This is a genomic window from Sphingomonas sp. LC-1, from assembly GCF_025371035.1.
Taxonomy (GTDB): Bacteria; Pseudomonadota; Alphaproteobacteria; order Sphingomonadales; family Sphingomonadaceae; genus Sphingomonas; species Sphingomonas sanguinis_E.
Genome location: NZ_JANZXB010000008.1, coordinates 1 through 24,988, shown reverse-complemented (window position 1 = coordinate 24,988; position 24,988 = coordinate 1). Strand labels below are relative to the sequence as shown.

General features: G+C 65.5%; 25 protein-coding genes and 3 tRNA genes. 18 read left to right on the top strand and 10 right to left on the bottom strand.

The genetic code is table 11. The annotated features are described in order from the left end of the window. Window positions 1-5: 5 nt before the first annotated feature. From leuC to NZL82_RS12215, 13 genes are all read left to right on the top strand, one after another. The gene (leuC, locus tag NZL82_RS12275; RefSeq protein ID WP_261270044.1) at window positions 6-1,460 is read left to right on the top strand and encodes a 3-isopropylmalate dehydratase large subunit; all 1,455 of its coding nucleotides are present in this window, start codon (window positions 6-8) and stop codon (window positions 1,458-1,460) included. Window positions 1,461-1,621: 161 nt separating this feature from the next. Continuing rightward, entirely contained in the window at window positions 1,622-2,242 is a 621-nt protein-coding gene (gene leuD, locus NZL82_RS12270) for a 3-isopropylmalate dehydratase small subunit (protein WP_261270043.1), read from the top strand. 404 nt (window positions 2,243-2,646) lie between these two features. Continuing rightward, entirely contained in the window at window positions 2,647-2,970 is a 324-nt protein-coding gene (locus NZL82_RS12265) for a DUF1476 domain-containing protein (protein ID WP_261270042.1), read from the top strand. A gap of 2 nt (window positions 2,971-2,972) precedes the next feature. Beyond that, a complete protein-coding gene (locus NZL82_RS12260) occupies window positions 2,973-3,236 on the top strand; it encodes a BolA/IbaG family iron-sulfur metabolism protein (RefSeq protein ID WP_261270041.1) in 264 nt (87 codons plus the stop codon). Between the two features lie 11 nt (window positions 3,237-3,247). Further along, a complete protein-coding gene (gene grxD, locus NZL82_RS12255) occupies window positions 3,248-3,571 on the top strand; it encodes a Grx4 family monothiol glutaredoxin (RefSeq protein WP_056439494.1) in 324 nt (107 codons plus the stop codon). A gap of 120 nt (window positions 3,572-3,691) precedes the next feature. Beyond that, window positions 3,692-4,060: a BlaI/MecI/CopY family transcriptional regulator gene (locus NZL82_RS12250; RefSeq protein WP_261270040.1), complete on the top strand. Its 369-nt coding sequence runs from the start codon at window positions 3,692-3,694 to the stop codon at window positions 4,058-4,060. Then, window positions 4,057-5,628, top strand: coding sequence for a M56 family metallopeptidase (locus NZL82_RS12245; RefSeq protein WP_261270039.1), 1,572 nt, complete (start codon window positions 4,057-4,059; stop codon window positions 5,626-5,628). The genes NZL82_RS12250 and NZL82_RS12245 overlap by 4 nt, the downstream gene beginning before the upstream one ends. Window positions 5,629-5,714: 86 nt before the next feature. Then, window positions 5,715-6,575, top strand: coding sequence for an MBL fold metallo-hydrolase (locus NZL82_RS12240; protein WP_261270038.1), 861 nt, complete (start codon window positions 5,715-5,717; stop codon window positions 6,573-6,575). Further along, window positions 6,557-7,291: a DUF4230 domain-containing protein gene (locus NZL82_RS12235; protein WP_261270037.1), complete on the top strand. Its 735-nt coding sequence runs from the start codon at window positions 6,557-6,559 to the stop codon at window positions 7,289-7,291. Before NZL82_RS12240 ends, NZL82_RS12235 begins: the two co-directional genes overlap by 19 nt. A gap of 45 nt (window positions 7,292-7,336) precedes the next feature. Continuing rightward, window positions 7,337-8,329 (top strand): quinolinate synthase NadA, encoded by a 993-nt coding sequence (gene nadA / locus NZL82_RS12230; RefSeq protein WP_261270036.1) that lies wholly within the window; start codon window positions 7,337-7,339, stop codon window positions 8,327-8,329. Beyond that, entirely contained in the window at window positions 8,326-9,177 is an 852-nt protein-coding gene (nadC, locus tag NZL82_RS12225) for a carboxylating nicotinate-nucleotide diphosphorylase (protein WP_261270035.1), read from the top strand. Before nadA ends, nadC begins: the two co-directional genes overlap by 4 nt. Window positions 9,178-9,206: 29 nt before the next feature. Continuing rightward, entirely contained in the window at window positions 9,207-9,599 is a 393-nt protein-coding gene (locus NZL82_RS12220) for a hypothetical protein (RefSeq protein ID WP_261270034.1), read from the top strand. Next, window positions 9,596-10,303: a ribonuclease T2 family protein gene (locus tag NZL82_RS12215; protein ID WP_261270033.1), complete on the top strand. Its 708-nt coding sequence runs from the start codon at window positions 9,596-9,598 to the stop codon at window positions 10,301-10,303. Before NZL82_RS12220 ends, NZL82_RS12215 begins: the two co-directional genes overlap by 4 nt. Before the next feature lie 5 nt (window positions 10,304-10,308). On the opposite strand, the gene NZL82_RS12210 is transcribed toward NZL82_RS12215, so the two are convergent. From NZL82_RS12210 to aroA, 7 genes are all read right to left on the bottom strand, one after another. Beyond that, window positions 10,309-10,728 (bottom strand): DUF4112 domain-containing protein, encoded by a 420-nt coding sequence (locus tag NZL82_RS12210; protein WP_261270032.1) that lies wholly within the window; start codon window positions 10,726-10,728, stop codon window positions 10,309-10,311. A 5-nt stretch (window positions 10,729-10,733) separates the two neighbouring features. After that, window positions 10,734-12,170, bottom strand: coding sequence for an ABC transporter substrate-binding protein (locus tag NZL82_RS12205; RefSeq protein WP_261270031.1), 1,437 nt, complete (start codon window positions 12,168-12,170; stop codon window positions 10,734-10,736). After that, window positions 12,170-12,253 (bottom strand) — tRNA-Leu (locus NZL82_RS12200). The genes NZL82_RS12205 and NZL82_RS12200 overlap by 1 nt, the downstream gene beginning before the upstream one ends. Window positions 12,254-12,361: 108 nt before the next feature. Next, window positions 12,362-12,649: an integration host factor subunit beta gene (locus tag NZL82_RS12195; RefSeq protein WP_261270030.1), complete on the bottom strand. Its 288-nt coding sequence runs from the start codon at window positions 12,647-12,649 to the stop codon at window positions 12,362-12,364. 156 nt (window positions 12,650-12,805) lie between these two features. Further along, the gene (gene rpsA, locus NZL82_RS12190) at window positions 12,806-14,515 is read right to left on the bottom strand and encodes a 30S ribosomal protein S1 (protein ID WP_007405816.1); all 1,710 of its coding nucleotides are present in this window, start codon (window positions 14,513-14,515) and stop codon (window positions 12,806-12,808) included. Window positions 14,516-14,897: 382 nt separating this feature from the next. Then, window positions 14,898-15,530 (bottom strand): (d)CMP kinase, encoded by a 633-nt coding sequence (gene cmk / locus NZL82_RS12185; RefSeq protein ID WP_261270029.1) that lies wholly within the window; start codon window positions 15,528-15,530, stop codon window positions 14,898-14,900. Then, window positions 15,527-16,858 carry a 3-phosphoshikimate 1-carboxyvinyltransferase gene (gene aroA / locus NZL82_RS12180; RefSeq protein WP_261270028.1) on the bottom strand — a complete coding sequence of 444 codons (1,332 nt, stop codon included), beginning with the start codon at window positions 16,856-16,858 and terminating at the stop codon, window positions 15,527-15,529. The genes cmk and aroA overlap by 4 nt, the downstream gene beginning before the upstream one ends. Window positions 16,859-16,952: 94 nt before the next feature. Between aroA and NZL82_RS12175 the strand changes: the two genes are divergently transcribed. The 3 genes from NZL82_RS12175 to NZL82_RS12165 all read left to right on the top strand — a co-directional run bounded on the left by NZL82_RS12175 (window position 16,953) and on the right by NZL82_RS12165 (window position 17,590). Further along, window positions 16,953-17,276, top strand: coding sequence for a TIGR02300 family protein (locus tag NZL82_RS12175; protein ID WP_058717749.1), 324 nt, complete (start codon window positions 16,953-16,955; stop codon window positions 17,274-17,276). Between the two features lie 86 nt (window positions 17,277-17,362). Next, window positions 17,363-17,438, top strand: a tRNA-Ala gene (locus tag NZL82_RS12170). A gap of 76 nt (window positions 17,439-17,514) precedes the next feature. After that, window positions 17,515-17,590, top strand: a tRNA-Ala gene (locus NZL82_RS12165). A gap of 274 nt (window positions 17,591-17,864) precedes the next feature. On the opposite strand, the gene NZL82_RS12160 is transcribed toward NZL82_RS12165, so the two are convergent. The 3 genes from NZL82_RS12160 to NZL82_RS12150 all read right to left on the bottom strand — a co-directional run bounded on the left by NZL82_RS12160 (window position 17,865) and on the right by NZL82_RS12150 (window position 22,631). Then, window positions 17,865-19,325, bottom strand: a complete 1,461-nt coding sequence (locus NZL82_RS12160; protein ID WP_261270027.1) for a globin-coupled sensor protein — start codon at window positions 19,323-19,325, stop codon at window positions 17,865-17,867. 154 nt (window positions 19,326-19,479) lie between these two features. Further along, the gene (locus tag NZL82_RS12155) at window positions 19,480-21,495 is read right to left on the bottom strand and encodes a M3 family metallopeptidase (RefSeq protein WP_261270026.1); all 2,016 of its coding nucleotides are present in this window, start codon (window positions 21,493-21,495) and stop codon (window positions 19,480-19,482) included. Beyond that, window positions 21,492-22,631 carry a PLP-dependent cysteine synthase family protein gene (locus NZL82_RS12150; RefSeq protein ID WP_261270025.1) on the bottom strand — a complete coding sequence of 380 codons (1,140 nt, stop codon included), beginning with the start codon at window positions 22,629-22,631 and terminating at the stop codon, window positions 21,492-21,494. Before NZL82_RS12150 ends, NZL82_RS12155 begins: the two co-directional genes overlap by 4 nt. Window positions 22,632-22,741: 110 nt before the next feature. On the opposite strand from NZL82_RS12150, the gene NZL82_RS12145 reads away from it, so the two are divergent. Together NZL82_RS12145 and NZL82_RS12140 are read left to right on the top strand one after the other, a co-directional pair. Continuing rightward, a complete protein-coding gene (locus NZL82_RS12145) occupies window positions 22,742-23,209 on the top strand; it encodes an Lrp/AsnC family transcriptional regulator (protein ID WP_261270024.1) in 468 nt (155 codons plus the stop codon). Window positions 23,210-23,675: 466 nt separating this feature from the next. Further along, entirely contained in the window at window positions 23,676-24,665 is a 990-nt protein-coding gene (locus NZL82_RS12140; protein WP_261270194.1) for a bile acid:sodium symporter family protein, read from the top strand. Window positions 24,666-24,988 lie beyond the last annotated feature (323 nt).

Sequence of the window (24,988 nt, the reverse complement as noted above, 5' to 3'; positions counted from 1 at the left end):
CCATCATGGCCCAACGACCCCAGACTCTGTACGAGAAGATCTGGGCCGCCCACGTTGTCGAACGGCGGCCCGATGGCACCTGCCTCATCTATATTGACCGTCACCTCGTCCATGAGGTGACGAGCCCACAGGCGTTCGAAGGGCTTAGGGTCGCAGGGCGCAAGGTACGGCGTCCCGAACTGACGCTCGCGGTCCCCGACCATAATCTGCCGACCACGCCGCGTGTCGGCGCGGATGGCCGGTTGCTGCCCATCGCCGACCCGGAAAGCGCACAGCAGTTGGAGGCGCTCCGCCGCAACACCGCCGAGTTCGGCATCGACTATATCGATGCGACGGCGGCGGCGCAGGGCATCGTCCATGTCGTCGGCCCCGAACAGGGCTTCACGCTGCCGGGCACGACGCTGGTCTGCGGTGACAGCCATACCTCCGCGCATGGCGCGCTGGGTGCGCTGGCCTTTGGCATCGGCACGTCGGAGGTCGAGCATGTGCTGGCGACCCAGACGCTGCTGCTTTCGCCGTCCAAGACGATGGAGGTCCGCGTCGACGGCACGCTGGGTTACGGCGTTTCGGCCAAGGACGTGGTGCTGGCGATCATTGGCAAGATCGGCGCGGCGGGCGGGACCGGCCATGTCATCGAGTTTACCGGCAGCGTGATCCGCAACCTGTCGGTGGAGGGGCGCCTGACCATCGCCAACATGTCGATCGAGGGTGGCGCGCGCGCCGGCCTGATCGCGCCCGACGAGACGACCTTCGCCTATCTGAAGGGGCGTCCCATGGCGCCGCAGGGCGCGGAATGGGACAAGGCGGTGGCCTGGTGGCGGACGCTGCCCAGCGATCCGGGCGCGGTCTACGACAAGGTCGTGACGCTCGACGCCGCCGATATCGCACCCAACCTGACCTGGGGCACCAGCCCGGAGGATGTGGTGCCGATCACCGGCATCGTCCCCGATCCCGACAGCTTCGCCGATCCGTCCAAGCGCGAAGCGGCGCGCAAGTCGCTGGATTATATGGGTCTGGCGCCGGGCACCGCGATGCGGGACGTGGCGATCCAGCATGTCTTCATCGGCAGTTGCACCAACAGCCGGATCGAAGACCTCCGCGCCGCCGCCGCCGTGGCGCGCGATCGCAAGGTGGCCGAGGGCGTCCGTGCGCTCGTCGTCCCCGGCTCCGGCCTGGTCAAGCGCCAGGCCGAGGCGGAGGGGCTGGACCGCGTCTTCGTGCAGGCGGGCTTCGAATGGCGCGAGCCGGGCTGTTCCATGTGCCTGGCCATGAACCCGGACAAGGTGCCTGCCGGCGAGCGTTGTGCCTCGACCTCCAACCGCAATTTCGTCGGGCGGCAGGGACCGGGCGCCCGCACCCATCTGCTTTCTCCCGCCATGGCGGCCGCGGCGGCGGTGACCGGGCGCCTTTCCGATGTTAGAGAGTTGATGCATCACGATTATGATCGTGAAGGCGTTTGATCGGCAAGGCAGGGGAGACATTCTATGAAGCACGTATTGGTCATGCTCGTCACCGGCGCGGTTCTGTGCGGCGCCGCCGCCTATGCCGCGGGCATCGCATCGCGCCCCGCCACGGCGGAGCAGCGCCGCTGACGCGGACGCTTTGAAGACAGGATAATCGCATGAATCCGGTTACGACCGTTTCCGGCACCGCCTATCCCTGGGGTGCCAAGAATATCGACACCGACGTCATCATTCCGGCGCATTGGTTGAAGACCATCACGCGCGCCGGGCTGGGACGCGGCGCGTTCGAGACGGTGCGGGCGCAACCGGGCAATATCTTCGACGATCCCGCCTATGCTGGCGCACCGATCCTGATCGCGGGCGACAATTTCGGATGCGGGTCCAGTCGCGAGCATGCCGCATGGGCGCTGGCCGATATGGGCATACAGGCGGTGATCGCACCGAGCTTTTCGGACATCTTCTCGGGCAACGCCTTTAAGAACGGCATTGTGCCCGTGGTTCTGCCGCAGGAGGCGGTGGACCGGTTGCTGGACGTGGCCAAGGATCAACCGATCACGGTCGACCTGGAAACGATGAGCGTGACCACGCCGTTCCAGGATCGGTTTGCGTTCGAACTCGACCCTTTTCGTCGCGAGTGCCTGATGAACGGGCTCGACGAGGTGGGGCTGACCCTGGCCCGCGACGAAGCGATCGGTGCGTTCGAAGGACAGATGGCGACGGGCCGTCCGTGGATCGAGGGTCGCGCACGGCTTTCGGCGGACGCTGCCCAAGGCGCTTGAGCGGGGCTCGATAGCCCGTGCGCGTGGCCGTTGCGGCGTCCCGTTAAGACGCAGCGATCACCATCGCCGCGATGACGGCCCAGATCGCCAGCGATCCGATGATGCCATTGATGATGCCGATCATCGGGCCGCCATCATGGGGCGCGGGAAAGGTGTTGGGCATGGCTCTCTCCTAACCGGGAGACGAGGTCTTCACGGCTGTCGGGGCCGGGCGCTTCGTCTCGTTTCGCTAGTGATTACAATACGATCAGGGTGCCGCCCTGGTTCCCGTCGTTGCAGCTTCGTAACGACAATTGACCTGCTGTATCGATGCCGCGCGGAGCATCGGTTGCGCGGGGCGGCGGTGCGCCCTATCTCGGGCGCATGATTATATTGCCCTTGGCGGGCAGGGGGATGGCGGATCGATGGACAGTTTTGACGAACGCAGGCGAGGGTATGAGGCCAAGTTCGTGGCGGATCAGGATATGATGTTCCGCATCACGGCGCGGCGCAACCGACTGGTCGCGCAATGGGCCGCCGAGCGCATGAAGCTGACCCCCGCCGAAACCGATGCCTATGCCAAGGCGGTCGTCCAGGCCGATTTCGAAGAAGCCGGTGACGAGGATGTGATCCGAAAGCTGCTGGGTGACCTGACCGCTGCCGGGATCGATGTGGACGAGGCCGAGGTCCGTCGCGCGCTGGATGAGCAACTGGTCGAGGCGCGCCGCCAACTGATGGAGAGCCGCTGACCATGCCGATGGCTGCCGACGATATTGCCGCGATGATCCGCGCTGCCATTCCCGATGCCCAGGTCGACATCACCGATCTGGCCGGCGACGGGGATCATTATGCCGCGCATGTGACCGCCGCCAGTTTCGCGGGCATGAGCCGGGTGGCCCGCACCCGTGCCGTCTATGCCGCGCTGGGCGGGCGCATGGGGGGCGAACTCCATGCGCTTCAACTGACGACCGCCGTGCCTGCCGGGGCTGAGCCTGCGGCGCCGACCATTTCCTGAGGACGAATGATATGACCGACGATACGAATGCGCGCATCGATGCGCTGGTGAAGGACAATGCGGTCCTGCTGTTCATGAAGGGCACCCCGCTTTTCCCGCAATGCGGCTTTTCCAGTCGCGCGGTCGCGATCCTGAACCATCTGGACGTGCCGTTCGAAAGCGTCGACGTGCTGCAGGATCAGGGCATCCGCCAGGGGATCAAGGCCTATTCGGACTGGCCGACCATTCCGCAGCTTTATGTGAAGGGCGAATTCGTCGGTGGATCGGACATCATGATGGAGATGTACGAAAGCGGCGAACTGGCCGAACTGGTCCAGGATGTGAAGACCGCATGATGCGATAGGGCCGGGTTTCGATCCGGCCCTTTCTTTTTGCGGTCGCGACATGATCGTCGCCCATTGACTACGTCTGTAATCGCATTAGGATTACGTCTGTAGTCATGAGGAGGCGAGTCGATGGCCGAGCGTATCAGCGATGCCGAGCATGCGGTGATGGAGGTGCTTTGGGATGAAGCGCCGCTGACCGCGCAGGACGTGGCGGAGCGGGTCGATCCCGAACGTGGCTGGAGCACCAACACGGTCAAGACCCTGCTTGGCCGGTTGCTCTCCAAGGAAGCCATCGCGCATGAGGAACAGGGGCGGCGCTACCTCTATCGCCCGCTGGTCGCGCGCGACGATTATGTCGTCGGCGAATCCCGCCGTCTGATCGACCGGCTGTTCGGTGGGCGTCTGACCCCGCTGGTCGCGCATCTGGCAGAGCGTGACGAACTGACCGCGCAGGATATTTCCGAGATCGAGGCGCTGCTCAAGGAACTGAAGGCGTGAGCGGCGAGACCCTGGGCTGGATGGTGGAGGCGATGGTCGCTTCGACCCTCCTCATGGTGCTGGTCCTGCTGGCCCGTCGCCATGTCCGCGCTGCCTTTGGCCCGCAGATCGCCTATGCGCTCTGGGCACTGCCGCTGCTCCGCCTGCTATTGCCGCGTATGCCGCATCAGGTCGCCGAACAGGCGACCCCGCCGCTGTCGGCGATGGGCGAGACGCTGAATACCTATGTCGTCCTGCCCGTGACGACCCAGCTCCCCGAACCCATCGCCGGGTCGAGCCTTTGGCCCAGCCTAGGGCAGGGGGTTGCGCTGTTCTGGATCGTCGGGGCCGCCGGTTTCCTGGCGTTCCAGTTGCTGCGGCACTGGCGGTTCCGCACGCGGTTGCTCGCCACGGCCGAGCCGCTGGAGGCCGTGGACGGCGTGCGCGTGGTCGCCAGCGACGGTGCACCGGGACCGCTCGCCTTCGGCATCTGGCATCGTTACGTCGCCTTTCCCCGCGATTTCGCGGAACGCTACGATGCCGATGAGCGCGACCTGGCGCTGGCGCATGAGCTGGGCCACCATGCCCGGGGCGATCTGATCGCCAATTGGATCGCGCTGGGCGTGCTGGCGCTGCACTGGTTCAACCCGGTGGCGTGGCGGGCCTTCCATGCCTTTCGCAGCGACCAGGAACTGGCGAACGACGCCCGTGTCCTGAAAGGGCGCAGCCGGGCCGACCGGCATGTCTATGCCTGCGCCATTGTCAAGGCCGCGCATGGCCGTGCCCTGTCGGGTGCATGCCATCTCCACACCATCGATGATCTGAAAGGGAGGCTGAAGATGTTGACCACTTCTCCGAAATCGCGTCGTCAGCTGGCGCTGGGCGGGGCGACGGTGTCGCTGCTGGTGCTGGGAGGTCTGGGGGCGACCGCATCGGGCACTCCGGCGGCGGCCGCATTGACCAAGAAGGTCGAACGCACGATCGGCGTAGACCTGACTACGCCGGCCGCGCCCGAGCAGATCGAAGCGCTGGAAACGCGTGAGACGCTCGAAGCGCCGGAGGCTCCCGAAACCGTCGCCGCCGTCCCGCCAGCCGCTCCGGTCGCTCTCCGTGCGCAAGCCGCATCGCCAGCCATGGCGGAACCCCCCGCCGTACCCGCGGTCCCGGCCAAGCCGCATGCCTATGTCATTCGCAGCACAGGTTCGAAGACGTTGCGTATGGTCATGCCCGATGGCGACGAGAAGGTGATGACGGTGCGTATCCCCGACATCCGTTCGCAGAAGTGCGGCGTCGGGGGCAGCGATAGCCCAACCAGCTTCACGACCAGCGGATCCAATGGCGGCACGGTCACGATCATCTGTACCGACCGGATCGAGGCGTCGGCCAAGGCTGCTTCCTTCTCGGTCCAGATGGCGCAGCGGATGGTGCGTGGCAATGTGGCCATGGCGTTGGCGAACATCGATATGGCGCGTCGGAATATCGAGCAGAACCGCACCCTGTCCGACGAAGCGCGCACCGAGGCGCTGGCCGGACTGAACAAGGCGATGACGGAACTAAAGGCTCAAATGGCCACGTCCGAGCGCGACTGATCGAACCCTTTACCCCAACTCGACCCCCGTACCCGTCAGCGGTACGGGGGTTGCCCTTTGTCCGCAGCTTGCCCACATGATTAATAATGGCTGAGCATCCGACCGGCATTCCGATCCTGCTTGAGCCGCTGGTTTCCCGCGTGCTCGCTCCCAATCCCTCGCCCTTCACCCATACGGGGACGCAGACCCATATCGTCGGCGACCGAGACGTGGCGGTGATCGATCCGGGGCCCGACGATCCCGTCCATCTCGATGCACTGCTCCGCGTGATCGCCGGGCGAAGGGTGGCGGCGATCGTCATCACCCATCATCACCGCGACCATAGCCCGGCCAGCCGTCCGCTGGCGCGGGTGACCGGTGCGCCGATCGTCGGGGCCGCTCCCTTTGCACCCGACTATGAGGGCGGACGCTCCGATGCGGCATTCGATCGCGACTATGCCCCCGACCTGATCCTGGCCGAGGGGGAGGGCGTTAACGGTGATGGCTGGACGCTGACTGCGCTGGCGACGCCGGGGCATACGTCCAACCATCTGGCCTTCGCGTTGCCCGAGACCAAGGCGCTTTTTTCCGGCGATCACGTCATGGGCTGGTCGACTAGCATCGTCTCGCCGCCCGACGGCGATATGGGCGACTATATGGCCAGTCTGGAAAAGCTGATGGAGCGCGACGATCGCATCTATTACCCTGGGCATGGCGAAGCGGTGGAGAATCCGCAGCGGCTGGTGCGCGGGATGCTGGGCCATCGCAAGCAGCGGGAGGGCCAGATATTGCGGTTGCTGGCAAGCGGCGAGGGGATGGCCGTCGCGGCGATGACCGCGCGAATGTATGTCGGGCTGAACCCCAAATTGCTTCCGGCAGCGGAACGATCGGTCCTGGCGCATCTTTACGACCTGCGATCGCGCGGGCTGGTCCGCGAGGAAGGAGTATCATGGACGAGCACGGCGTAACTCCACCGACCATGGCGGCGCGATCGCGCGGCGGCGTCGGCCTGTTCCTGACCAAGGTCGCGGGTGCGCTGATCCTGCTGGTCCTGGCGGGCCTGATCGCGGTGTGGGGCGTGCAGCGTTATGTGGCCGACCGGCTGACCCCCGATCCCACGACGATCGCTCGTGCGAGCCTGGATGGGCTTCGCGAGCAGAACCGGCTTTCCGCCTTTGCCGCGCGCTATGTCGCGGTCGTCACCTCGCGCCAGTCGCAGCTCGGCTTTTCGACCGAGCGGACGCTCATCATGCCGGGCATGGTCCGCTACGAGGTTGATCTGGGCAAGCTGCGGCAACAGGATGTCCGCTGGGACGCCGGGACGCGGACGCTCGCGGTCACGCTGCCCCCGGTGGAGATCGATGGTCCGCAGGTCGATCTGTCGGCCATCCGCGAATATGGATCGGGCGGGGTGCTGACCACCTTTACCGATGCCGAACAGCGGCTGGACGTGGCCAATCGGACCGCCGGGCAGGTGGAGTTGATGCGCCAGGCGCGCGCGCCCTCGCCGATGAAACTGGCCCGCGACGCAACCCGACGCGCGGTGGAGCGCAGCTTCGCCATGCCGCTCCGCGCCGCCGGAGTGGACGCGACCGTCAAGGTCCGCTTTTCCGACGAGCCGTCCAATGACGAACATTGGGACACCAGCCGGTCGATCCAGGAGGTTCTGGGCAACGCCGGATAATGTCGATGATTGTCGGCGCATCGCCTTGCGCCTAGGGGAGGTATCATGACCATCCAGACGAATCTGACGGGCCTCGACTTGCGCGCCGAGATCGATCGCCTCCGCAAGGAGCGCAACGCCGTCATCCTCGCCCATTATTACCAGAAGCCTGAGATTCAGGACCTCGCCGATTTTGTCGGCGACAGCCTGGACCTCAGCCGCAAGGCGCAGGCGACCGATGCGGACGTGATCGCGTTTTGCGGCGTGCGCTTCATGGCGGAGACGGCCAAGATCCTGTCGCCCGACAAGATCGTCGTGCTGCCCGACATGGCCGCCGGATGTAGCCTGGAGGACAGCTGCCCGCCCGAGCAGTTCGCCGAGTTCCGCGCGCAGCACCCCGACCATATCGCGCTGACCTATATCAACTGCTCGACCGAGGTGAAGGCGCTGTCCGACATCATCGTGACCTCGTCTTCGGCCGAACAGATTCTGGCGCAGATCGACCCCGGCCAGAAGATCATCTTCGGCCCCGACCGCAATCTGGGCGGCTATCTGGCGCGCAAGACGGGCCGTGACATGCTGCTCTGGCCGGGCGTGTGCATCGTGCACGAGGCGTTCAGCGAGACCGAGTTGCTCAAGCTGCGCGCCGAGCATCCCGATGCACCGATCGCCGCGCATCCCGAATGTCCGGCGGTAATCCTGGATCATGCCGATTATGTCGGATCGACGCGGGGCATCCTGGAATTCGCGCAAAGCATTTCCGGTGACACGCTGATCGTCGCAACCGAACCGCACATCATCCACCAGATGCAAAAGGCGATGCCGGGCAAGACCTTCATCGGTGCGCCGGGCGCGGACGGCAACTGCAACTGCAACATCTGCCCCTATATGGCGCTCAACACGATGGAGAAGCTGTATCTGGCGCTCCGCGACCTGACCCCGCGGGTCGAGATCGAGGAAGGGCTGCGGCTTCAGGCGAAGAAGAGCCTGGATGCGATGCTGACGCTGGCCAGCGCTTCGGTCGGGCAGGGTGATCTGGGCCCGGTCCGCGCGGGATGATTGCCCCTTTCCACCTCGAGGGCTTTGATCTGGAGGCGTTCGTCACCGCAACGCTGGCGGAGGATTTGGGGCCGGGCGGCGATATCACCTCCGCTGCCGTGATCCCGGCCGATGCCCGCTTCGTCGGGACCATGGCCAGCCGGGATGCGATCACCGTGGCAGGCTTGCCGATCGCCGAAGCGTTCTTCCAGCGGCTCGACCCCGATGTCACGATCGAACCTTTGGTCGAGGATGGTGCGGCGGTGGCAGCGGGCACGGCCTTGATGCGGCTTTCGGGAAGTGCCCGCGCGATGCTGACCGCCGAACGCTCGGCGCTGAACACCGTGCAGCATCTGTCGGGCATCGCAACCATGACGGCGGCCTATGTCGCGGCGATGGCGGGAAGCGGCGCGACGCTGCTCGACACGCGCAAGACGATCCCCGGCCTTCGCCTGATCGAGAAATATGCCACCCGCATGGGCGGTGCGCAGAACCATCGCATGGGTCTGTGGGATGCGGCGATGATCAAGGACAATCACGTCGCGGTCGCGGGCGGCATCGGTCCGGCCGTTGCGGCGGCCAAGGCGGCGGGGATCGCGCGGATCATCGTCGAGGTCGATGAACTCGACCAGATCGAACCGGCGCTCGCGGCGGGTGCGACCCATCTGCTGCTCGACAATATGGGGCCGGACAGACTTGCCGAGGGCGTACGGATCGTCGCTGGTCGCGTCCCGACCGAGGCGTCGGGCGGCGTCCGCCTCGATACGATCCGTGCGCTGGCCGAAACCGGGGTCACCTATGTCAGTGTCGGCCGCTTGACCCAGTCGGCCCCGGCGGCGGATATCGGGCTGGATTTCGCGACCGCCTGAGACTGGCGGGTGGGAAAAGGGGAATGGGCGTGCGACCGAAATCGGTGATATTGGGCGAGCGATTGTCGTTCCTCGCCATCCTGTTGCTGCTGGTCCTGGCGGTGCTCGGCTGGTCCGATACGGTGGCGCAGGTCGGGATGGCGATCGCGGTGATCGCCAATGGGCTGTTGATCGGCCTGTTTCTGCTGGCGACGTGGCTCGTCACGCGGATGGCGAGCCGGGGCGGCTTGGTGTTTCTGATCGTCCTGACCGTGCTCAACCTGCTCGGTTTCCTCAATCAGGTGTCCGAAGGCGTCCTGGCCCAGGGGCTATTTGGGGTGCTGACCACGATACAGGCGGCGGCTTCGCTCGTTGCCGTCGTGATGCTGATGCGGCCCAATGCAATGGCCTGGTATCGAACGATGGCGGAGGTGGGAGCATGAAGAAGACCTTGATCGCGCTGGCAATGCTGGCTGCGCCCCAGTTGGCGGGCGCGCAGACACTGCAATGCGCCGCGCCATCGGGCACACAGAGCATTCGCCCCGATCTCGCGACCGACAGCCAACCGATGCGTGTCCTGCCCATCGGCGGCTATACGCTGGCGATCACCTGGAGCCCGCAATATTGCCGCGATCCCAAGGGGGACAGCCGCTTCCAGTGCGGATCGGGCAACCGCTTCGGCTTTACCCTCCATGGCTTGTGGCCTGACGGGGAGGGCAAGGAGTGGCCGCAATATTGCCGCTCGACCGCGATCCTCCCGCAGGCGGTGGTCCGCCGCCATATCTGCGCCACGCCCTCGGCGCAGTTGATGCAGCATGAATGGGCCAAGCACGGCACCTGCATGGCGGGATACAGCCCGTCGCGGTATTTTCAGCAGTCCAATGCGCTGTATTACCGGCTGCGCTTCCCTGACATGAATGCCCTGTCGCGGCGGGACTCTCTGACGGCGGGCGATCTGGCGGCGGCGGTCGCGGCGGCGAACCGTGGAATGACGGCGGACATGATGCGCGTCACCGCCACGCGCGATGGCTGGCTCGATGAAATCTGGATCTGCCTGAACAAGGCATTCCGCTACAGCCGTTGCCCGGCACACCAGGGTGGGCTGTCCCCCAATGCGCCGATCAAGGTCTGGCGCAGCGGTCGCTAATCCCCTTACCCCTCCACCGTCACGGTGGAGGGGTGATGCTTGTCGAGATGCTTGCGGATGATCCGCAAGTTGCGCGTGTTGGAACGGAACAGCACATCCGCCGCGTCACCGACCAGCGGCACGAAGCCCAGCACCGCGTCGAACCCGACATTGCCCATCATCCGCAGCATCTGGAATTTCGACAGGCCCAGGTTGCGCGCTTCCCAGGTGATATAGCTGCCCAGCGCGGCGGCGGCGATGTCACCAACGACGGGGACCAGCCCCAACACCACGTCTAGCCCGACCGGGCGATTGATCCCGGGGATCCGAACGACGCGTTCGAGCAGCTTTTCCATCGCCTCGATCCGGCGACGGCTGGCGGCGATTCCCTTGTCGAGGGAAAGCGCGTCGAAGGCGATCGGGTCGATACGGGATGCGTTGGCCATGACTGTCAGTTGGGGGCACCCCTGAGATGGTTCAATGGATGCCATGCCCGGATATTGGGCTGATATTGCCGCAGCCGGTTGGTGACGAGCGACCAGCGCAAGGGGCGGGCCAGCGGAATGAACGGCGTATCAGCATTCAACGCCGCATCGGCCAGCGCGATGGCGCGGCTCCGTTCTGCTAGGGTCGGGGCGAGCCGTGCCCGCTCGATCGCGGCCTGTGCCGCTTCGCCGCACGGCGCGCAGGCGGTGGCCAGATACCAGCGCGCGCTGTCGAAGGCCGCGACCGCATCGATCAGGCGCAGATCGGCCTGGGCATCATCGGCCACCCGTTGCGGCGTGATCCCGATCCCCCGCAAGGTCGCGCCGATCTGCCCATATAGCAGATTGGCACCGGGGCCTTGGGGGAGCGCGATACGAAGGCTGACCGGCCGCCCCCAAGCCGCCACCCGAGCCCGAGCCGAGGCCCGCCGCTCGTCCAGCGTCAAAAGCGCCCAGCCCGGAATCTGCGGCGGTCCATCCGAATCCAACGCGTCGGGCAGAAGGCGATCGGTGGCCTCCCAATTGGGCGCCACGGCCGCGAGCAGGCTCGCCCGGTCGAAGGCAGAGGACAGGGCCTGACGATTGGCGTGATCGCCCAGAAATCCGTCGCGACTGGCGATCGCCAGCCCAAATAGTCCGGCGGCGGGATCGACGCGAACGGCGGCGGGGTTGATCTGAACCGCGTCCAGGAAAGGCCAGTCGGCAAACCGCCCGCCCAGCATCAGGTCCGATCGGCCCTTGGCAAAGCGCAAGATCGCCCGAGCGGGGCTTTCGGCGATCAGGCGGACATCGTCCTCGGGCGCCGGGGTCGCATCGTCATCGGGCTCGACACGCCTTGGATCGGGTATGGGACGGAGCAGGGGCGGGGGACCCGCGCGTACGATATGAAACGGGCCCGTGCCATGGCGCGATCGGTCGATGATCGCCATTTCGGGCTGGGCGAACAGCTTGAGGAGATCGGGACGGGGGCGCGAGAGCCGCACCTCGATCACTTGCGGCGTCATCACCACGATCTCGTCGATCGCGGTCAGAAAGGGGGTCAGCGGGTTGCCCGAGCGCGGCGACGCCAGGCGGCGCAGGATCGCCACGACCTGTTCGGCGGTAACGGGGCTGCCGTCATTCCACTTGGCCTCACGCAACCGGAAGATGAAGCTGCCACCGTCATCGATGACGATCCAGCGCTCGGCCAGCCCCGGTTCGATCTGTCCATTGGCATCGAAGCGCACCAAGCCCTGCGCCAATGAGTCGCGCAGCAGGCGATGCGCCGTGTTGCCCTCGGTCGATGCCAATGCGACATGGCCCGGTCCGGCATCCTGTCGCTGAATCGCGCTGACGACGACGGCACCCGTATCGGCATGGCGGTCACAGGCACTGACGGCCAGCAGGGCGGCACCCAAAGCCATGGTGCGGACGGCGGGACTCGAACCCGCACTCCATAGGAAGCCGATTTTAAGTCGGCAGCGTCTACCGGTTTCGCCACGTCCGCGCACTTCGACAGGAAGAGACGAGGTCGCCGCAAAGGTCAAGTCGCGAGCGACCCTTCGTCACCAGGACACGGTCCTGCCGCGTCGAAATGCCGTTTGGGCAGGAGCGATCAACCCGCCTCGACGTTCAGGCGGGCACGCATTTCCTTGCCGGGCTTAAAATAGGGAACGCGCTTGGCGATCACCGCGACGGTCTCTCCGGTCCGAGGATTGCGACCGGTCCGTGCGCCGCGCGAGCGGGTCGAAAAGGCACCGAAACCCCGCAATTCGACACGGCCGTCATCCGCGAGACGCTTGGTGATCTCGTCGAAGAAAATGGTCACAATCAATTCGACTTCGCGCGGGTTAAGCCCCGGATTGTGGTGGCTGATTTTTTGCACAAGTTCCGAACGGATCATCGTCTAGTCCCAAGATACAGACGAGGCGTTCTTAACCTGTGTTTCTCGCTGCTGAAAGTTTTTTTATTATACGATTAAGCCACTGAACAGGCTAATTAAGTTCCTGTCCAGGCAAAACCGGGACACGTTGTGAGAAACGTGTCCCGGTCCAGTAGCTTACTTCTGGGTGCGCGCCTTCAGCGCTTCGCCCAGAATGTCGCCCAGCGACGCGCCCGAGTCGGACGAACCGTACTGAGCCACCGCCTGCTTCTCTTCGGCGATCTGCATCGCCTTGACCGAGAAGGTCGGCTTCTTCGAACGATCGAAGCCGGTGACCATCGCGTCGAACTTCTGGCCGACCTGGAAGCGCTCGGGGCGCTGCTCGTCACGGTCGCGACCCAGATCGGTGCGCTTGATGAAGCCGGTCGCACCATCGTCGCCCGCCTGGACTTCGAGGCCCGCGTCGCGGACTTCGAGAACCGTCACGGTGACGACCTGGTTCTTGTTCAGGCGATCGCCAGCCGCAGCCACGCCGCCGGCGACGGGGCCGCCGCGCTCGAGCTGCTTCATGCCGAGCGAGATACGCTCCTTCTCGGGGTCGATGTCCAGGACCACGGCCTGAACGACTTCGCCCTTGCGGTGCAGGTTGAGGGCATCCTCACCCGACACGCCCCAGGCGATGTCCGACATGTGGACCATGCCGTCGACATCGTTGTCCAGGCCGATGAACAGGCCGAACTCGGTCGCGTTCTTGACTTCGCCCTCGACGGTCGAGCCGATCGGATGAGCGGCGGCGAACGCCTCCCACGGATTGGCCTGAGCCTGCTTGAGGCCGAGGCTGATGCGGCGCTTTTCCTGATCGACCTCGAGGACGACCACATCGACTTCCTGCGAGGTCGACACGATCTTGCCCGGATGGACGTTCTTCTTGGTCCAGGACATTTCCGACACGTGGACCAGGCCTTCGATGCCCGGTTCCAGCTCGACGAACGCACCGTACTCGGTGATGTTCGTGACGCGGCCCGACAGCTTCGCGCCGACCGGGTACTTGGCGCCGGCGCCATCCCACGGATCGCTCTCCAGCTGCTTCATGCCGAGCGAGATGCGCTGCGTGTCCTTGTTGATGCGGATGATCTGGACGCGCACGGTGTCGCCGATCGCGATCATCTCCGACGGATGATTGACGCGCTTGTACGACAGGTCGGTGACGTGCAGCAGGCCGTCGATGCCGCCCAGGTCAACGAACGCACCGTAATCGGTGATGTTCTTGACGACGCCGTCGATGATCTGACCCTCGGCCAGGCTCTGGATGAGGCCCGAACGCTGCTCGGCGCGGGTCTCTTCCAGGACCGCGCGACGCGACACGACGATGTTGCCGCGCTTGCGGTCCATCTTCAGGATCTGGAACGGCTGCGGGATGTCCATCAGCGGGGTGACGTCGCGGACGGGGCGGATATCGACCTGCGAACCGGGCAGGAACGCCACGGCGCCGTTCAGGTCGACGGTGAAGCCACCCTTCACGCGGCCGAAGATCACGCCTTCGACGCGGGCCGACTTCGAGAATTCAAGCTCCAGCTTGTCCCAGGCGGCCTCGCGGCGCGCGCGGTCGCGGCTGAGCATCGCTTCGCCGTGCATGTTCTCGACGCGGTCGACATAGACCTCGACCTCGTCACCGACCTTTAGGTCGGCCTTCTGGCCGGGGGCAGCGAATTCGCGGAGGGGCACACGGCCTTCCGACTTCAGACCGACGTCGATGACGGCCATGTCGTTTTCGATCGCGGTGACGGTGCCATGCACGACGCGACCCTCGAAGCTGTCGGCACCGCCGAACATGTCATCGAGCATCGCCGCGAAATCGTCGCGCGTGGGCTGGGGGTTGGTTGCCATAAAAGGGTTAGGTTCCTGATAGTTTTCCGCCTCTGGCCGGGGCATGCCCCAAGCCTTCGACGATGGCCGCGCCGACCCCATGCCGACGCCACCAGGCCCGAAGATTGTGCTGAAACACGGAAAAGCGGCGGTCCGCGAAAAATGCGGAAAGGACGCTGAGGACAGGGCCTCGCGTCAGCCTCTCCGCGGAACAGGGTCCGCGAGCGGGGCGCCTATAGCCGAAAACGGGTTTCGGCGCAAGGTAAGGGCTATCCTCCCCGGCACGGGGAGGGGGGCAGGCGCAGCATGGTGGAGGGGGCGTGCCGATAGGGGCGTCCTGTGCGGCTGGCCCCCTCCGTCAGCGCTGGCGCGCTGCCACCTCCCCATGCTGGGGAGGATTAGATCAGCGGACCTTGGCGGCCACTTGCGCGTCGACGAACTGGATGGCGCGGGCGACGGCCGCGTCGATCGTCAGGCTGGACGTATCGAGCGCCGCCGCATCCGCCGCCTGGGTGAGGGGGGCCGTCGCCCGGCCGCTGTCGCGCTCGTCGCGGGCGCGGATGTCGGCCAGCACCTGCTCGAAGCTCGCGGTCGAGCCGTTGGCGGCCAGCTCGTTATGCCGCCGCCGCGCGCGGACCTGCGGGCTGGCCTTCACGAACAGCTTGGCGTCGGCGTCGGGGGCGATGACCGTGCCGATGTCGCGTCCGTCGAGGATCGCGCCGCCCGGCTGGTTGGCGAACCGCTTCTGCCGCTGGAGAAGCGCCGCGCGAACCAGGGGATGCGCCGACACGACCGAGGCGAGCTTGCCCGTCTCGTCGTCGCGAAGGATCGGATTGGCGAGCAGGCCATCATCGAAACTGCAGGCGGCGACGGCATCGGCTTCCTTGGTGGGGTCGAGGCCCATCGCGCGCACCGTCGCTGCCACCGCGCGATAGAGCAGCCCGGTATCCAGATGCGGCAGCCCATAATGCCGGGCGAGCGCGCGGGCGATGGTGCCCTTGCCGCTGGCCGCCGGACCGTCGACCGCAATGATCATGCGAAGGCCCCCAGCGTCTCCAGCGTATCGAAGAACACGGGATAGCTGGTCGCGACCGGGGCGGCATCGTCCAGCGTGATGGGCTCGCGGGCGTTGAGCGCGGCGATCGTCATGCTCATCGCGATGCGGTGGTCGAGCAGGGTGGCGATGGTGGCGCCGCCGGGAATGGGCTCCCCGCCGGTGCCGGTCACGGCCATGCCGTCCTCAAATTCCTCGCAGGCCACGCCGCACGCGCCGAGCGCATCGGCCATCGCGGTGATGCGGTCCGACTCCTTGACGCGCAATTCCTCGGCACCTCGCGCGATGGTCGTGCCGTTGGCATAGGCCGCCGCGACGAACAGCACGGGATATTCGTCGATCATGCTCGGCGTCAGTTCGGGCGGGACTTCGATCGCCGAGAGGGGGGCGTGACGGACTCGCAGATCGGCGACCGGCTCGCCACCGACGATGCGCGCGTCGAGCTCGGTGATGTCGGCGCCCATCATCTTGAGCGCGGCGATGATACCGGTGCGGGTCGGGTTCATGCCGACATTGGTGATCGTCACGTCCGCGCCCGGCACGATCGAGCCCGCGACCAGCCAGAAGGCTGCCGACGACGGATCGCCCGGCACGACGATATTCTGGGGCTTCAGCTCCGCCTCGCCGCGAATCGTGATGATCCGGCCCTCGGGGGAGGGGGTAACGGTCAGGTCCGCGCCGAATCCGGCCAGCATGCGCTCGCTATGGTCGCGAGTCGCGATCGGTTCGATCACCACCGTCTCGCCCGGCGTGTTGAGCCCGGCGAGCAGGATCGCCGACTTCACCTGCGCCGAGGCGACGGGCAGAGTGTAGCGGATCGGCACGGCGGGGCTGATCCCGCGGACCATCAGGGGCAGGCGGCCGCCCGGCGTATCCTGGAACTGCGCGCCCATTTGCGACAGCGGTTCGATGACGCGGCCCATGGGGCGCTTGGAAAGCGAGGCGTCGCCGATGAAGGTCGCGGTGATCGGGTGGCTGGCGACCAGACCCATCAAAAGACGCGTGGACGTGCCGGAATTGCCCATGTCGAGTGCCGTCTGCGGCTGGAGCAGGCCACCGACCCCGACACCGTGGATCACCCACACCCCGTCATCCTGACGGACGATGTCGGCACCCATCGCACGCATCGCGGCGGCGGTGGCGAGCACGTCCTCGCCCTCCAACAGTCCTTGCACCCGGCTTTCACCGACCGCCAGCGCGGAGAGCATCAGCGAGCGGTGGCTGATCGATTTGTCGCCCGGAACGGCGATGGTGCCGCGAAGGGCGGCGGCGGCTCGCACGGTGCGAGGCTGGGGAAGGTTATGCGCCATGATGGCGCGGGCTTTTGACAGGGGCCTTGCGCTGTGGCAAGGCGCGCCCACTTTTCGCTCCGGCGGAAAACCCAATCCGAAAGGTATGAACGGCATGATCAAGCCGGAATGGGGCACGAAGCGTACGTGCCCGAAATGCGCGACGCGCTTTTACGACCTCGAAAAGGACGACCCCGTCACCTGCATCAATTGCGGGACGCAGTGGGAGCCTGAGCCCATCCTGAAGTCGAAGCAGCCTCTGCCCTTCGAGCAGAACAAGCCCGAGAACAAGGAAGCCGACAGCGATCTGGCGGGCGGCGACGACGAAGATCTGGACATCACCGGTGAGGACGAAGAGCCCTCGCCCGACGATGAAGTCGATCTGGGCGGCGACGACGATCTGGGCGTGGAAACGTCCAGCGAGGACGACGAACACTAAGTTGTCCGATGGGCTCGGCGGGCGCTCGAAAAAAGTGCTTGCCGAGCCCCGGCGGCCCCGCTAGTGGGCTGCCTCCACAGCGGGATGGGGCCGTAGCTCAGCTGGGAGAGCGTCGCAATGGCATTGCGAAGGTCAGGGGTTCGATCCCCCTCGGCTCCACCATTCCGCCGGAACGCCAGCGTTTAGCAGAAGCGCTGACAGGCAAGCCCGCTTCCCGCCGGGACTTCGCCAAATCGATGGGGCCGTAGCTCAGCTGGGAGAGCGTCGCAATGGCATTGCGAAGGTCAGGGGTTCGATCCCCCTCGGCTCCACCACTTTTCCGACATCGCTAAAGTGATCCCGTCGCCTGGGTGATTCCTGGGTGGTGGTTTCCTGTGTTCGGGCATCGACGGCGCGTCGAGCAGGACCGATCGGCATCCTGCCCTGCAAGCCGATCTCCTTACCCATCGCTCCGGCGAAGACTGGGGCCGGGGCCCCGTCACGACCGGACTGGTGCGACGTGCCAGCGTCTACCCGACCGGATACTTGCCTTCGCTGGGACGGAGTGCCGGACTCGCAGTGATTGGCCGCAAGGGGAGGCCCGTAGCGCTATACCAGCGCCAGCCGCCGGTGCATCTGATGGACCGGGTTCTGAATGTCGCCGGTCATGTCGCCCAAGCGAAAGCGGGCGACCTCGCGCGCCAGCGTCTCGGCTTCCTGCGCCAGGGCCCGCGCGGAGTCGGTGGCTTGCTCAACCATCGCGGCATTGCGCTGGGTGACGCCGTCCATCTCCGCAACGGCGCAGTTGACCTGTTGCAAACCGACCGACTGCTGACTGGCCGAAGCCGCGATCTGCGAGACCAGTTCGCTGATCTCGCCGATCCGGCTGATGATCCGTTGCAGTGCTTCGCCCGCCTCGTTGACCAGCGCCACGCCAGCCCCGACCTGATCGGATGAGGTCAGGATGCGGGTCTTCACGTCCTTGGCCGCGTCGGCCGAGCGCTGCGCAAGCGCGCGGACTTCGCTCGCCACCACCGCGAAACCCTTGCCCGCTTCCCCGGCGCGGGCCGCCTCGACCCCTGCATTCAGCGCGAGGAGATTGGTCTGGAAGGAGATGCCGTCGATGACGCTGATGATCTCGCTGATTTCGGAGGAGGATCGTTCGATCCCGCCCATCGCCTCGACCGCGCGGCGGACGATCTGACCCGATTCCTCGGCCTCCTGTCGCGCCTCGCCGACGATCTGGTTGGCGCGGGATGCGCCTTCGGCGGTCTGGCGGACGGTGCTGGTGATCTGCTGCATCGCGGCGGCGGTTTCCTCGAGCGAGGCGGCCTGTTGCTTGGTGCGATCGGACAGGTCGTCCGATGCCTGGCGAATGTCGCCCGATCCGACCCGGATATGCTCGCCCGACTGGGTCACCACGCCGAGCGTCGCGCGCATCTGCGCGCGCATCGCCTCGAAACTGTCGGCTAGCGCCTGATATTCCTTGGGTAGACCGACGAGCGAGGCGGTCAGGTCACCCTTGGCCATCCGGTCGAAGACGTCCCCGCATCGCTCGATCACGGCGCGGCGTCCGGCCTGCTCGGCCTCGAAATAGGCGGCCAGCGCGATGTCCATGTCGATCAGCGACGCCTTGACCAATGCCGTCGCCGCACGGGCGCGCCGCCGCGCGCCGAACGGCCAGAACAGGCGGCCGAGGATCAGCTTGGGCAGGACATATTCGAGCATCCGGGCATAGCCGCTGATATACCATGTCGGCGCCAGCCCGATCCGCGCATGGACCTGCCCGATATGGGTCGAGGCGGCGGCATAGTCGCGGTCGAGCGGGCGGGAGAACAGCTTGCGCCAATGCTCCATCTGCTTGTCGCGGGCGTGATCCATATGCGCCTGCGACGCGAAGAGGTCGCGAATCTGCGAGGTCCCCGCGATATGCTGGTACAGCCTGGTCAGCGCGGCCGGTGCATGACGCTCGATCGCGCGCTTGATCGTCGGAAACGTCGCGTAGCTTCGCCCGTCATAATCGAAGGCGGCCAGCCGCTGGTCGAAATTGATCTGCTCCGCTCCGCTCATAACCCGCTCATTCCACTCCTGATTTGCAGCGTTACGCTAAGGCGGGGATGGTTAAGGAGCGGTGGGCGACTTCGGGGCTGGAAACGGGTTTCTTACTGATTTAGGTCAAATGCGCGAACGGGCCGGGGCGGTTTGCACGCCCCGGCTCTTATGCTCAGGCTGCCAGGCCATGATGGCGAAGCAGCGCGTCCGGCTCCGGCGCACGTCCCCGGAAGGCACGGAAATTGTCGGCCGTCGGACGGCTCGCCCCGCGCGCCAGCACCTCGCGGCGGAAACGGTCGCCCGCCGCCTGACCTTCCTCGGCAAAGGTGGCAAAGGCATCCGCCGACAGCAGCTCGGCCCAGAGATAGCTGTAATAGCCCGCCGCATAACCGCCCGCGAAGATATGGCTGAAGCTGTGCGGGAAGCGATTCCATTCGGGCGGGCGGATCACCGCCACCTCGTCGCGTACCGCGTTCAGAACCTGTAGCACCCGGCCACCCTGAACGGGGTCATAGTCCCGGTGCAAGCGCAGGTCGAAGGTCGCGAACTCAACCTGGCGCAACAGGAACAGCCCCGCCTGGAAGCGCCGCGCCGCCAGCATCTTGGCGAACAAGGCATCGGGTAAGGGCTCGCCTGTTTCGACATGCGCCGACAGGTCGGTCAGCGTCGCGCGGTCCCAGGCGAAATTCTCCATGAACTGGCTGGGCAGTTCGACCGCATCCCATTCGACGCCCGAAATCCCGCCGATCGAGGGCAGGTCGACCTCGGTCAGCAGATGGTGCAGCACATGACCGAACTCGTGCAGCAGCGTGACGACATCGCCATGCGCCAGCAGGGCAGGGGTGTCCCCCGTCGCGGGCGGAAAGTTGCAGGTCAGATAGGCGATCGGCCGATGGAACCGATCGGCATCGCGGAAGCGCGGGCGGCACACGTCCATCCAGGCTCCGCCCCGCTTGCCCGCGCGCGCATGGAAGTCGCAATAGACGCCCGCGACGATCTCGCCGCTCGCATCCTGCACGTCATAATAGCGGACATCGGCATTCCACACCGACACGCCCGGCCGCTCGACCAGGCGGATGCCGTAAAGCCGCTTGATCAGGGCGATCGTGCCTTCCATCACGCGGGGCAGCGGGAAATAGGCGCGGATCGCCTCACGATCGACGCCGAACCGCTCGCGGCGGATATGCTCGGCGATATAACCCGTGTCCCAGGGCTCCAGCTTGGCGATGCCGAATTTCTCGGCGGCATAGGCGGTCGCTTCCGCCAGCTCGCGTTCGGCCAGCGGCCGGGCGCGGGTGGCCAGGTCGGACAGGAAGGCCAGCGCCTCGTCCGCGGACTGCGCCATCTTGGTCTCGACAGACCGCGCGGCGGCATTCTCGAACCCGAGCAGCTTTGCCGCCTCGTGTCGAAGCGCCAGGATGCGATCGATCCGTGCGCTATTGTCATGGGCCGGATCGGCCGCCTGATCCGAGGCGCGGGTGGCATAAGCCTTGGCCACGCGCGCGCGCAGATCGCGATTGTCGGCCTGGGTCAGGATCGCCTGTACGCTCGGTTCGCGCAACGTCACCAGCCAGCCGTCCAGTCCCTTTTCGGCGGCATAGGCGGCCAGGATCGCCTTGGCATTGTCGGTCAGGCCCGACAGCAGCGCCTCGTCGGTGACGTGCTCACCCCACGCCTCGCTCGAATCGAGCACGGCATTGCCGAATTCGGTGGTCAGCTTGTTCAACTCGACCCCGATCTCGCGGAACCGCGCCTTGGCATCATCGTCCAGCCCGACGCCCGACAGTGTGAAATCCCGCCGTGCCAGCGTGACGGCGCGCGCCTCGGCTTCGGTCAGTGGCGCCAGATCGACCCGGTTGAACGCGGCGAACAGACGCGGATCCTGTCCCGCCTCCAGCCCGTATTCGGCCAGCTTGGCCTGCGCCTCTGCAAAGGCGGCACGCAATTCGGGGGTGTCGGCGACCGAATGCAGATGCCCCGCGGGCGACCAGCCGCGCGAGATGGCAAAGCCCGCGCGCTCGCTGGCCAGCACGACATCGCCGAAGTCGCTTGCGTTGGACCCACCGATGCGGTCGGCGGCGGCACGGGCATCGGCAATCATCTGGTCCACTGCGGGCACCAGATGCTCGGGCCGGATCGCGGCGAAGTCAGGAAGGTCGGTATCGGCGAGAAGCGGATTCATGGTCATTCGGCATCCTTGAGCAACATGGTGCGCAACGCCATCTCGGCAGCGTCGACGCTTTCGGCAAGTCCCTGCGTCGCCAGCCAGTGCCGATCATGATGACAATCGGCATAGCGGGCGCCGTGGTCGCAGATCAAAGTCGCGATCGATCCGCACTGCCCCGCCGCCGTCATTTCCAGCGCCAGCATCGCCGCGGCCACGAAGTTGCTCCCCGTCGACGGACCCACCGGCCGACCGAGCATCTCGCTCGCAATCCGCATCCCGGCGATGGAAACCGCATCGGGCAGCTTCATCATCCGGTCGATCGTGCCGGGCAGGAAGGACGGCTCGACTCGGGGGCGGCCGACCCCTTCGATCCGCGAAGGACGAGTGCAGAGCGCGGCAGGGTCCCGATCGCGATAGCCCGCGAAAAAGGCGCTATGTTCGACATCGGCGACGCATAACCGGGTGGGCAGGCCGCGATGGCGGCAGTGGCGGCCGATGGTCGCGGCCGTCCCTCCCGTTCCCGCGCCGACGACGATCCAATCGGGGACCATATGCGGCTCCCCCGCCATCTGGGTCAGGATCGCCGAGCCGATATTGTCGCACCGCCAGTCGGTGGCCGGCGCGGCATTGGTAAACTGGTCGAGATAGACGCCGCCCAGCGCGTCGGCCAGATCGCGCGCTTCGTCATAAAGGTTGTGCGGCTCGACCAGATGGCACTGGCCACCATGCGCGGTGATCGCGCGGATCTTGGCGGGGGCGGTGCTGGCGGGCATGACCGCGTGGAAAGGCAGGTCGAGCAACCGGGCGAAATAGGCCTCCGACACGGCGGTCGAGCCCGAGGACGCCTCGATCAGCGGCCGCCCCTCACGGATGACGCCCGCGACCACGCCGCTGGTGAACAGCGAACGCGCCAGCCGGTGCTTTAGGCTGCCGGTGGGGTGGGCCGACTCGTCCTTCATGTACAGGTCTATGGATGGTGCCGCCGGAAGGCCGACGGCCAGCAACGGCGTTTCGGGACAACGCCGACGATCGCGATCGAGCACCCCCAGGGCCTTGGCGACGAACGCCCGGTCCACCGCTCGTTCGGCGGTTTCGATCCCCAGCATCTCGGCAATCGAAAGATCAGGGGCAGGGCGGTTCTCGGCGGTCATCAACATGGCATTCCCCTTTGCTTGCGATAAGGATATGCCGTTCGGCGTGCCAAATCATACCAAAGTTTCCGGCTTATGGCTGATTATGGTGTGAGAATTTTGCGGATAGATGCGACATGATCGATAAAATTGATACCGCCATCCTTGCCGAGCTACAGTCTGATGCCAGTCTCTCCGTCGCGGAAATCGCGGCGCGCGTGAACCTGTCGCAAAATGCCTGCTGGCGGCGCATTCGGCGGTTGGAGGAAGAGGGATATATCCTGCGGCGCGTCGCGCTGCTCGATCCGGAGAAGCTGGAGGCGGGGATGGCTGTCTTCGTCAGTGTCCGCACGGCCGAGCACTCCGCCGCATGGCTGGACGAATTCGCCCGCGCCGTCAGCGATATGCCCGAGGTGGTGGAATTCTATCGCATGGCGGGGGAGGTCGATTATCTGCTGAAAATTCGGGTCGCGGATATCAAGGCCTATGACCGCGTCTATAAGCGCTTGATCGAGCGTGTCCGCCTCATCGATGTCAGCGCCGCCTTCGCCATGGAAGAGATCAAGCACAGCACGGCGATCCCGTTGCCGGGCATGGGGCGATAGCCCAATTCAGCACCAATTGCATTTCATGCAATTCCGTTTGCTAATGTTGCAATTGCGTCAACCGTCGCTGCGGTGCACAAGGAACACGCCTTTCAGGCATCCTCTCCTAAAAACTTTTCGGCCGGTCGCTTGACCGGCCTTTTTTTTGGTCCGCATTTCCCCTAGGGAAGCTTTGCATCGTCGGCCAAACACACAAAAGAATCGACAATCGGGAGCGGAAGCCGCCGGGAAGACCGGCACCGGCAGGACGATCGGGGCGGGGGTTGAGCGATTCGGGCATCGCTCCCCCCTCTTCAGCCAAAAAGCGATGAAACGGCGACGGTGAAACGCCCGTCCGGCTTTTCGCGCGATGGCGGGTGATCCAAAGATGACTTTACCGGCCATCAGGGCCTATCGGTTGGATTTGACGGCGCTTTCAAGGTGGCAAAGCCCCTGCGCCTTATGACCTTGCCGAGGAGCGCCCGTGATCCAGCGCCTGTTTTCCGTCTTCGAGCCGTTCATCCTCAGCCTGTTGGCCACGGTCCTGCTCGCATCCCTTCTGCCCGCAAGGGGAGGCTATGCGACGTTCGCGAGCTATCTGGCGGATGCGGGAATCGTCCTGCTCTTCTTTCTGCATGGTGCGAAACTGTCGCGAGAGGCGATCTGGGGCGGCTTGCGCAACTGGCCGCTGCATTTGGCGGTGCTGGCGACGACGTTCCTGTTCTTTCCGCTGGTCGGGCTGGGGTTGTCGCATGTGCCGGGCATTGATTCGTCCCTGGCGACAGGAATTCTCTTCCTGACGCTGCTTCCCTCGACGGTGCAGTCCTCGATCGCCTTCACCGCCATCGCGCGCGGCAATGTCGCGGCGGCGATCTGCAGCGCCTCCTTCTCGAATTTGCTGGGCATCGTCGTCACGCCGGCGCTCGTCGCGTTGACGATGCAGGCAGAGGGAGGGGCGGGGGTATCGCTCGCATCGGTCGAAGGCATCCTGCTGCAACTGCTTGCGCCGTTCGTGGCGGGGCATCTCCTCCGGCCGTGGATCGGGGGCTTTGTTGGGCGGCATAAGGCCATGCTGACCATCGTCGATCGCGGTTCGATCCTGCTCGTCGTTTATACGGCGTTCGGGGCGGCGGTGGTCGAGGGGCTCTGGACGCGCGTCTCGCCGGGCGATCTGGGGCGGCTCGCGCTCCTATGTCTGTTGCTGCTCGGGATCGTATTGACCACGACCTACATCATTGCACGCCTCATGCGGCTTTCGCCGGAGGATGCGATCGTCCTTCAGTTCTGCGGTTCGAAAAAGAGCCTGGCGTCGGGCGTGCCCATGGCGGGCGTCCTGTTCCCTGCCGCGCAAGTCGGGATCGTCCTTCTGCCGGTGATGCTCTTTCACCAGATCCAACTAATCGCCTGTGCCATGCTGGCCCGTCACTATGCCGAGAGGATGGAGGAGGGGGGTGAGCAGCCGAGTCCGATACCGTGACGCCGGCATGTGACGCTGCGATGCAAGAAAAAAGGCTTTGGTGTGAAAATAGGTGTTGACCGTATGAGAGGGTAGGCCTAGAGGGGTTTCACCGCGACGGAGCGGGCCGCTACGGCGGCTTCGGGGTCTGCGGTACTGGCATTGAGATGCTGGCGCTCTGTGTTTCTAGACCGAAAGGTTTAGGGACGGAAGACGCGCCGGTATTTGTTGTCGGCTCTTTGACATTGTTGATTGATGAAGGGACATGCGGGCGGCGGCTTGGCGGTTGTTCTGGGCATACAAGGTGCTCGGAGATCGTTAAAGCATATAAGCCAGTTCGTATG

Bases quoted from the DNA above. Each gene is read 5' to 3' on its own strand.
- leuD (WP_261270043.1), top strand. From the start codon at position 1,622: ATGAATCCGGTTACGACCGTTTCCGGCACCGCCTATCCCTGGGGTGCC.
- leuC (WP_261270044.1), top strand. From the start codon at position 6: ATGGCCCAACGACCCCAGACTCTGTACGAGAAGATCTGGGCCGCCCAC.
- nadA (WP_261270036.1), top strand. From the start codon at position 7,337: ATGACCATCCAGACGAATCTGACGGGCCTCGACTTGCGCGCCGAGATC.
- NZL82_RS12260 (WP_261270041.1), top strand. From the start codon at position 2,973: ATGCCGATGGCTGCCGACGATATTGCCGCGATGATCCGCGCTGCCATT.
- cmk (WP_261270029.1), bottom strand. From the start codon at position 15,530: ATGATCATTGCGGTCGACGGTCCGGCGGCCAGCGGCAAGGGCACCATC.
- NZL82_RS12210 (WP_261270032.1), bottom strand. From the start codon at position 10,728: ATGGCCAACGCATCCCGTATCGACCCGATCGCCTTCGACGCGCTTTCC.
- NZL82_RS12235 (WP_261270037.1), top strand. From the start codon at position 6,557: ATGGACGAGCACGGCGTAACTCCACCGACCATGGCGGCGCGATCGCGC.
- NZL82_RS12160 (WP_261270027.1), bottom strand. From the start codon at position 19,325: ATGAGCGGAGCGGAGCAGATCAATTTCGACCAGCGGCTGGCCGCCTTC.
- NZL82_RS12265 (WP_261270042.1), top strand. From the start codon at position 2,647: ATGGACAGTTTTGACGAACGCAGGCGAGGGTATGAGGCCAAGTTCGTG.
- NZL82_RS12195 (WP_261270030.1), bottom strand. From the start codon at position 12,649: ATGATCCGTTCGGAACTTGTGCAAAAAATCAGCCACCACAATCCGGGG.
- rpsA (WP_007405816.1), bottom strand. From the start codon at position 14,515: ATGGCAACCAACCCCCAGCCCACGCGCGACGATTTCGCGGCGATGCTC.
- NZL82_RS12155 (WP_261270026.1), bottom strand. From the start codon at position 21,495: ATGACCATGAATCCGCTTCTCGCCGATACCGACCTTCCTGACTTCGCC.
- NZL82_RS12240 (WP_261270038.1), top strand. From the start codon at position 5,715: ATGGCTGAGCATCCGACCGGCATTCCGATCCTGCTTGAGCCGCTGGTT.
- NZL82_RS12205 (WP_261270031.1), bottom strand. From the start codon at position 12,170: ATGGCTTTGGGTGCCGCCCTGCTGGCCGTCAGTGCCTGTGACCGCCAT.
- NZL82_RS12250 (WP_261270040.1), top strand. From the start codon at position 3,692: ATGGCCGAGCGTATCAGCGATGCCGAGCATGCGGTGATGGAGGTGCTT.
- NZL82_RS12150 (WP_261270025.1), bottom strand. From the start codon at position 22,631: ATGTTGATGACCGCCGAGAACCGCCCTGCCCCTGATCTTTCGATTGCC.
- aroA (WP_261270028.1), bottom strand. From the start codon at position 16,858: ATGGCGCATAACCTTCCCCAGCCTCGCACCGTGCGAGCCGCCGCCGCC.
- grxD (WP_056439494.1), top strand. From the start codon at position 3,248: ATGACCGACGATACGAATGCGCGCATCGATGCGCTGGTGAAGGACAAT.
- nadC (WP_261270035.1), top strand. From the start codon at position 8,326: ATGATTGCCCCTTTCCACCTCGAGGGCTTTGATCTGGAGGCGTTCGTC.
- NZL82_RS12175 (WP_058717749.1), top strand. From the start codon at position 16,953: ATGATCAAGCCGGAATGGGGCACGAAGCGTACGTGCCCGAAATGCGCG.
- NZL82_RS12145 (WP_261270024.1), top strand. From the start codon at position 22,742: ATGATCGATAAAATTGATACCGCCATCCTTGCCGAGCTACAGTCTGAT.
- NZL82_RS12215 (WP_261270033.1), top strand. From the start codon at position 9,596: ATGAAGAAGACCTTGATCGCGCTGGCAATGCTGGCTGCGCCCCAGTTG.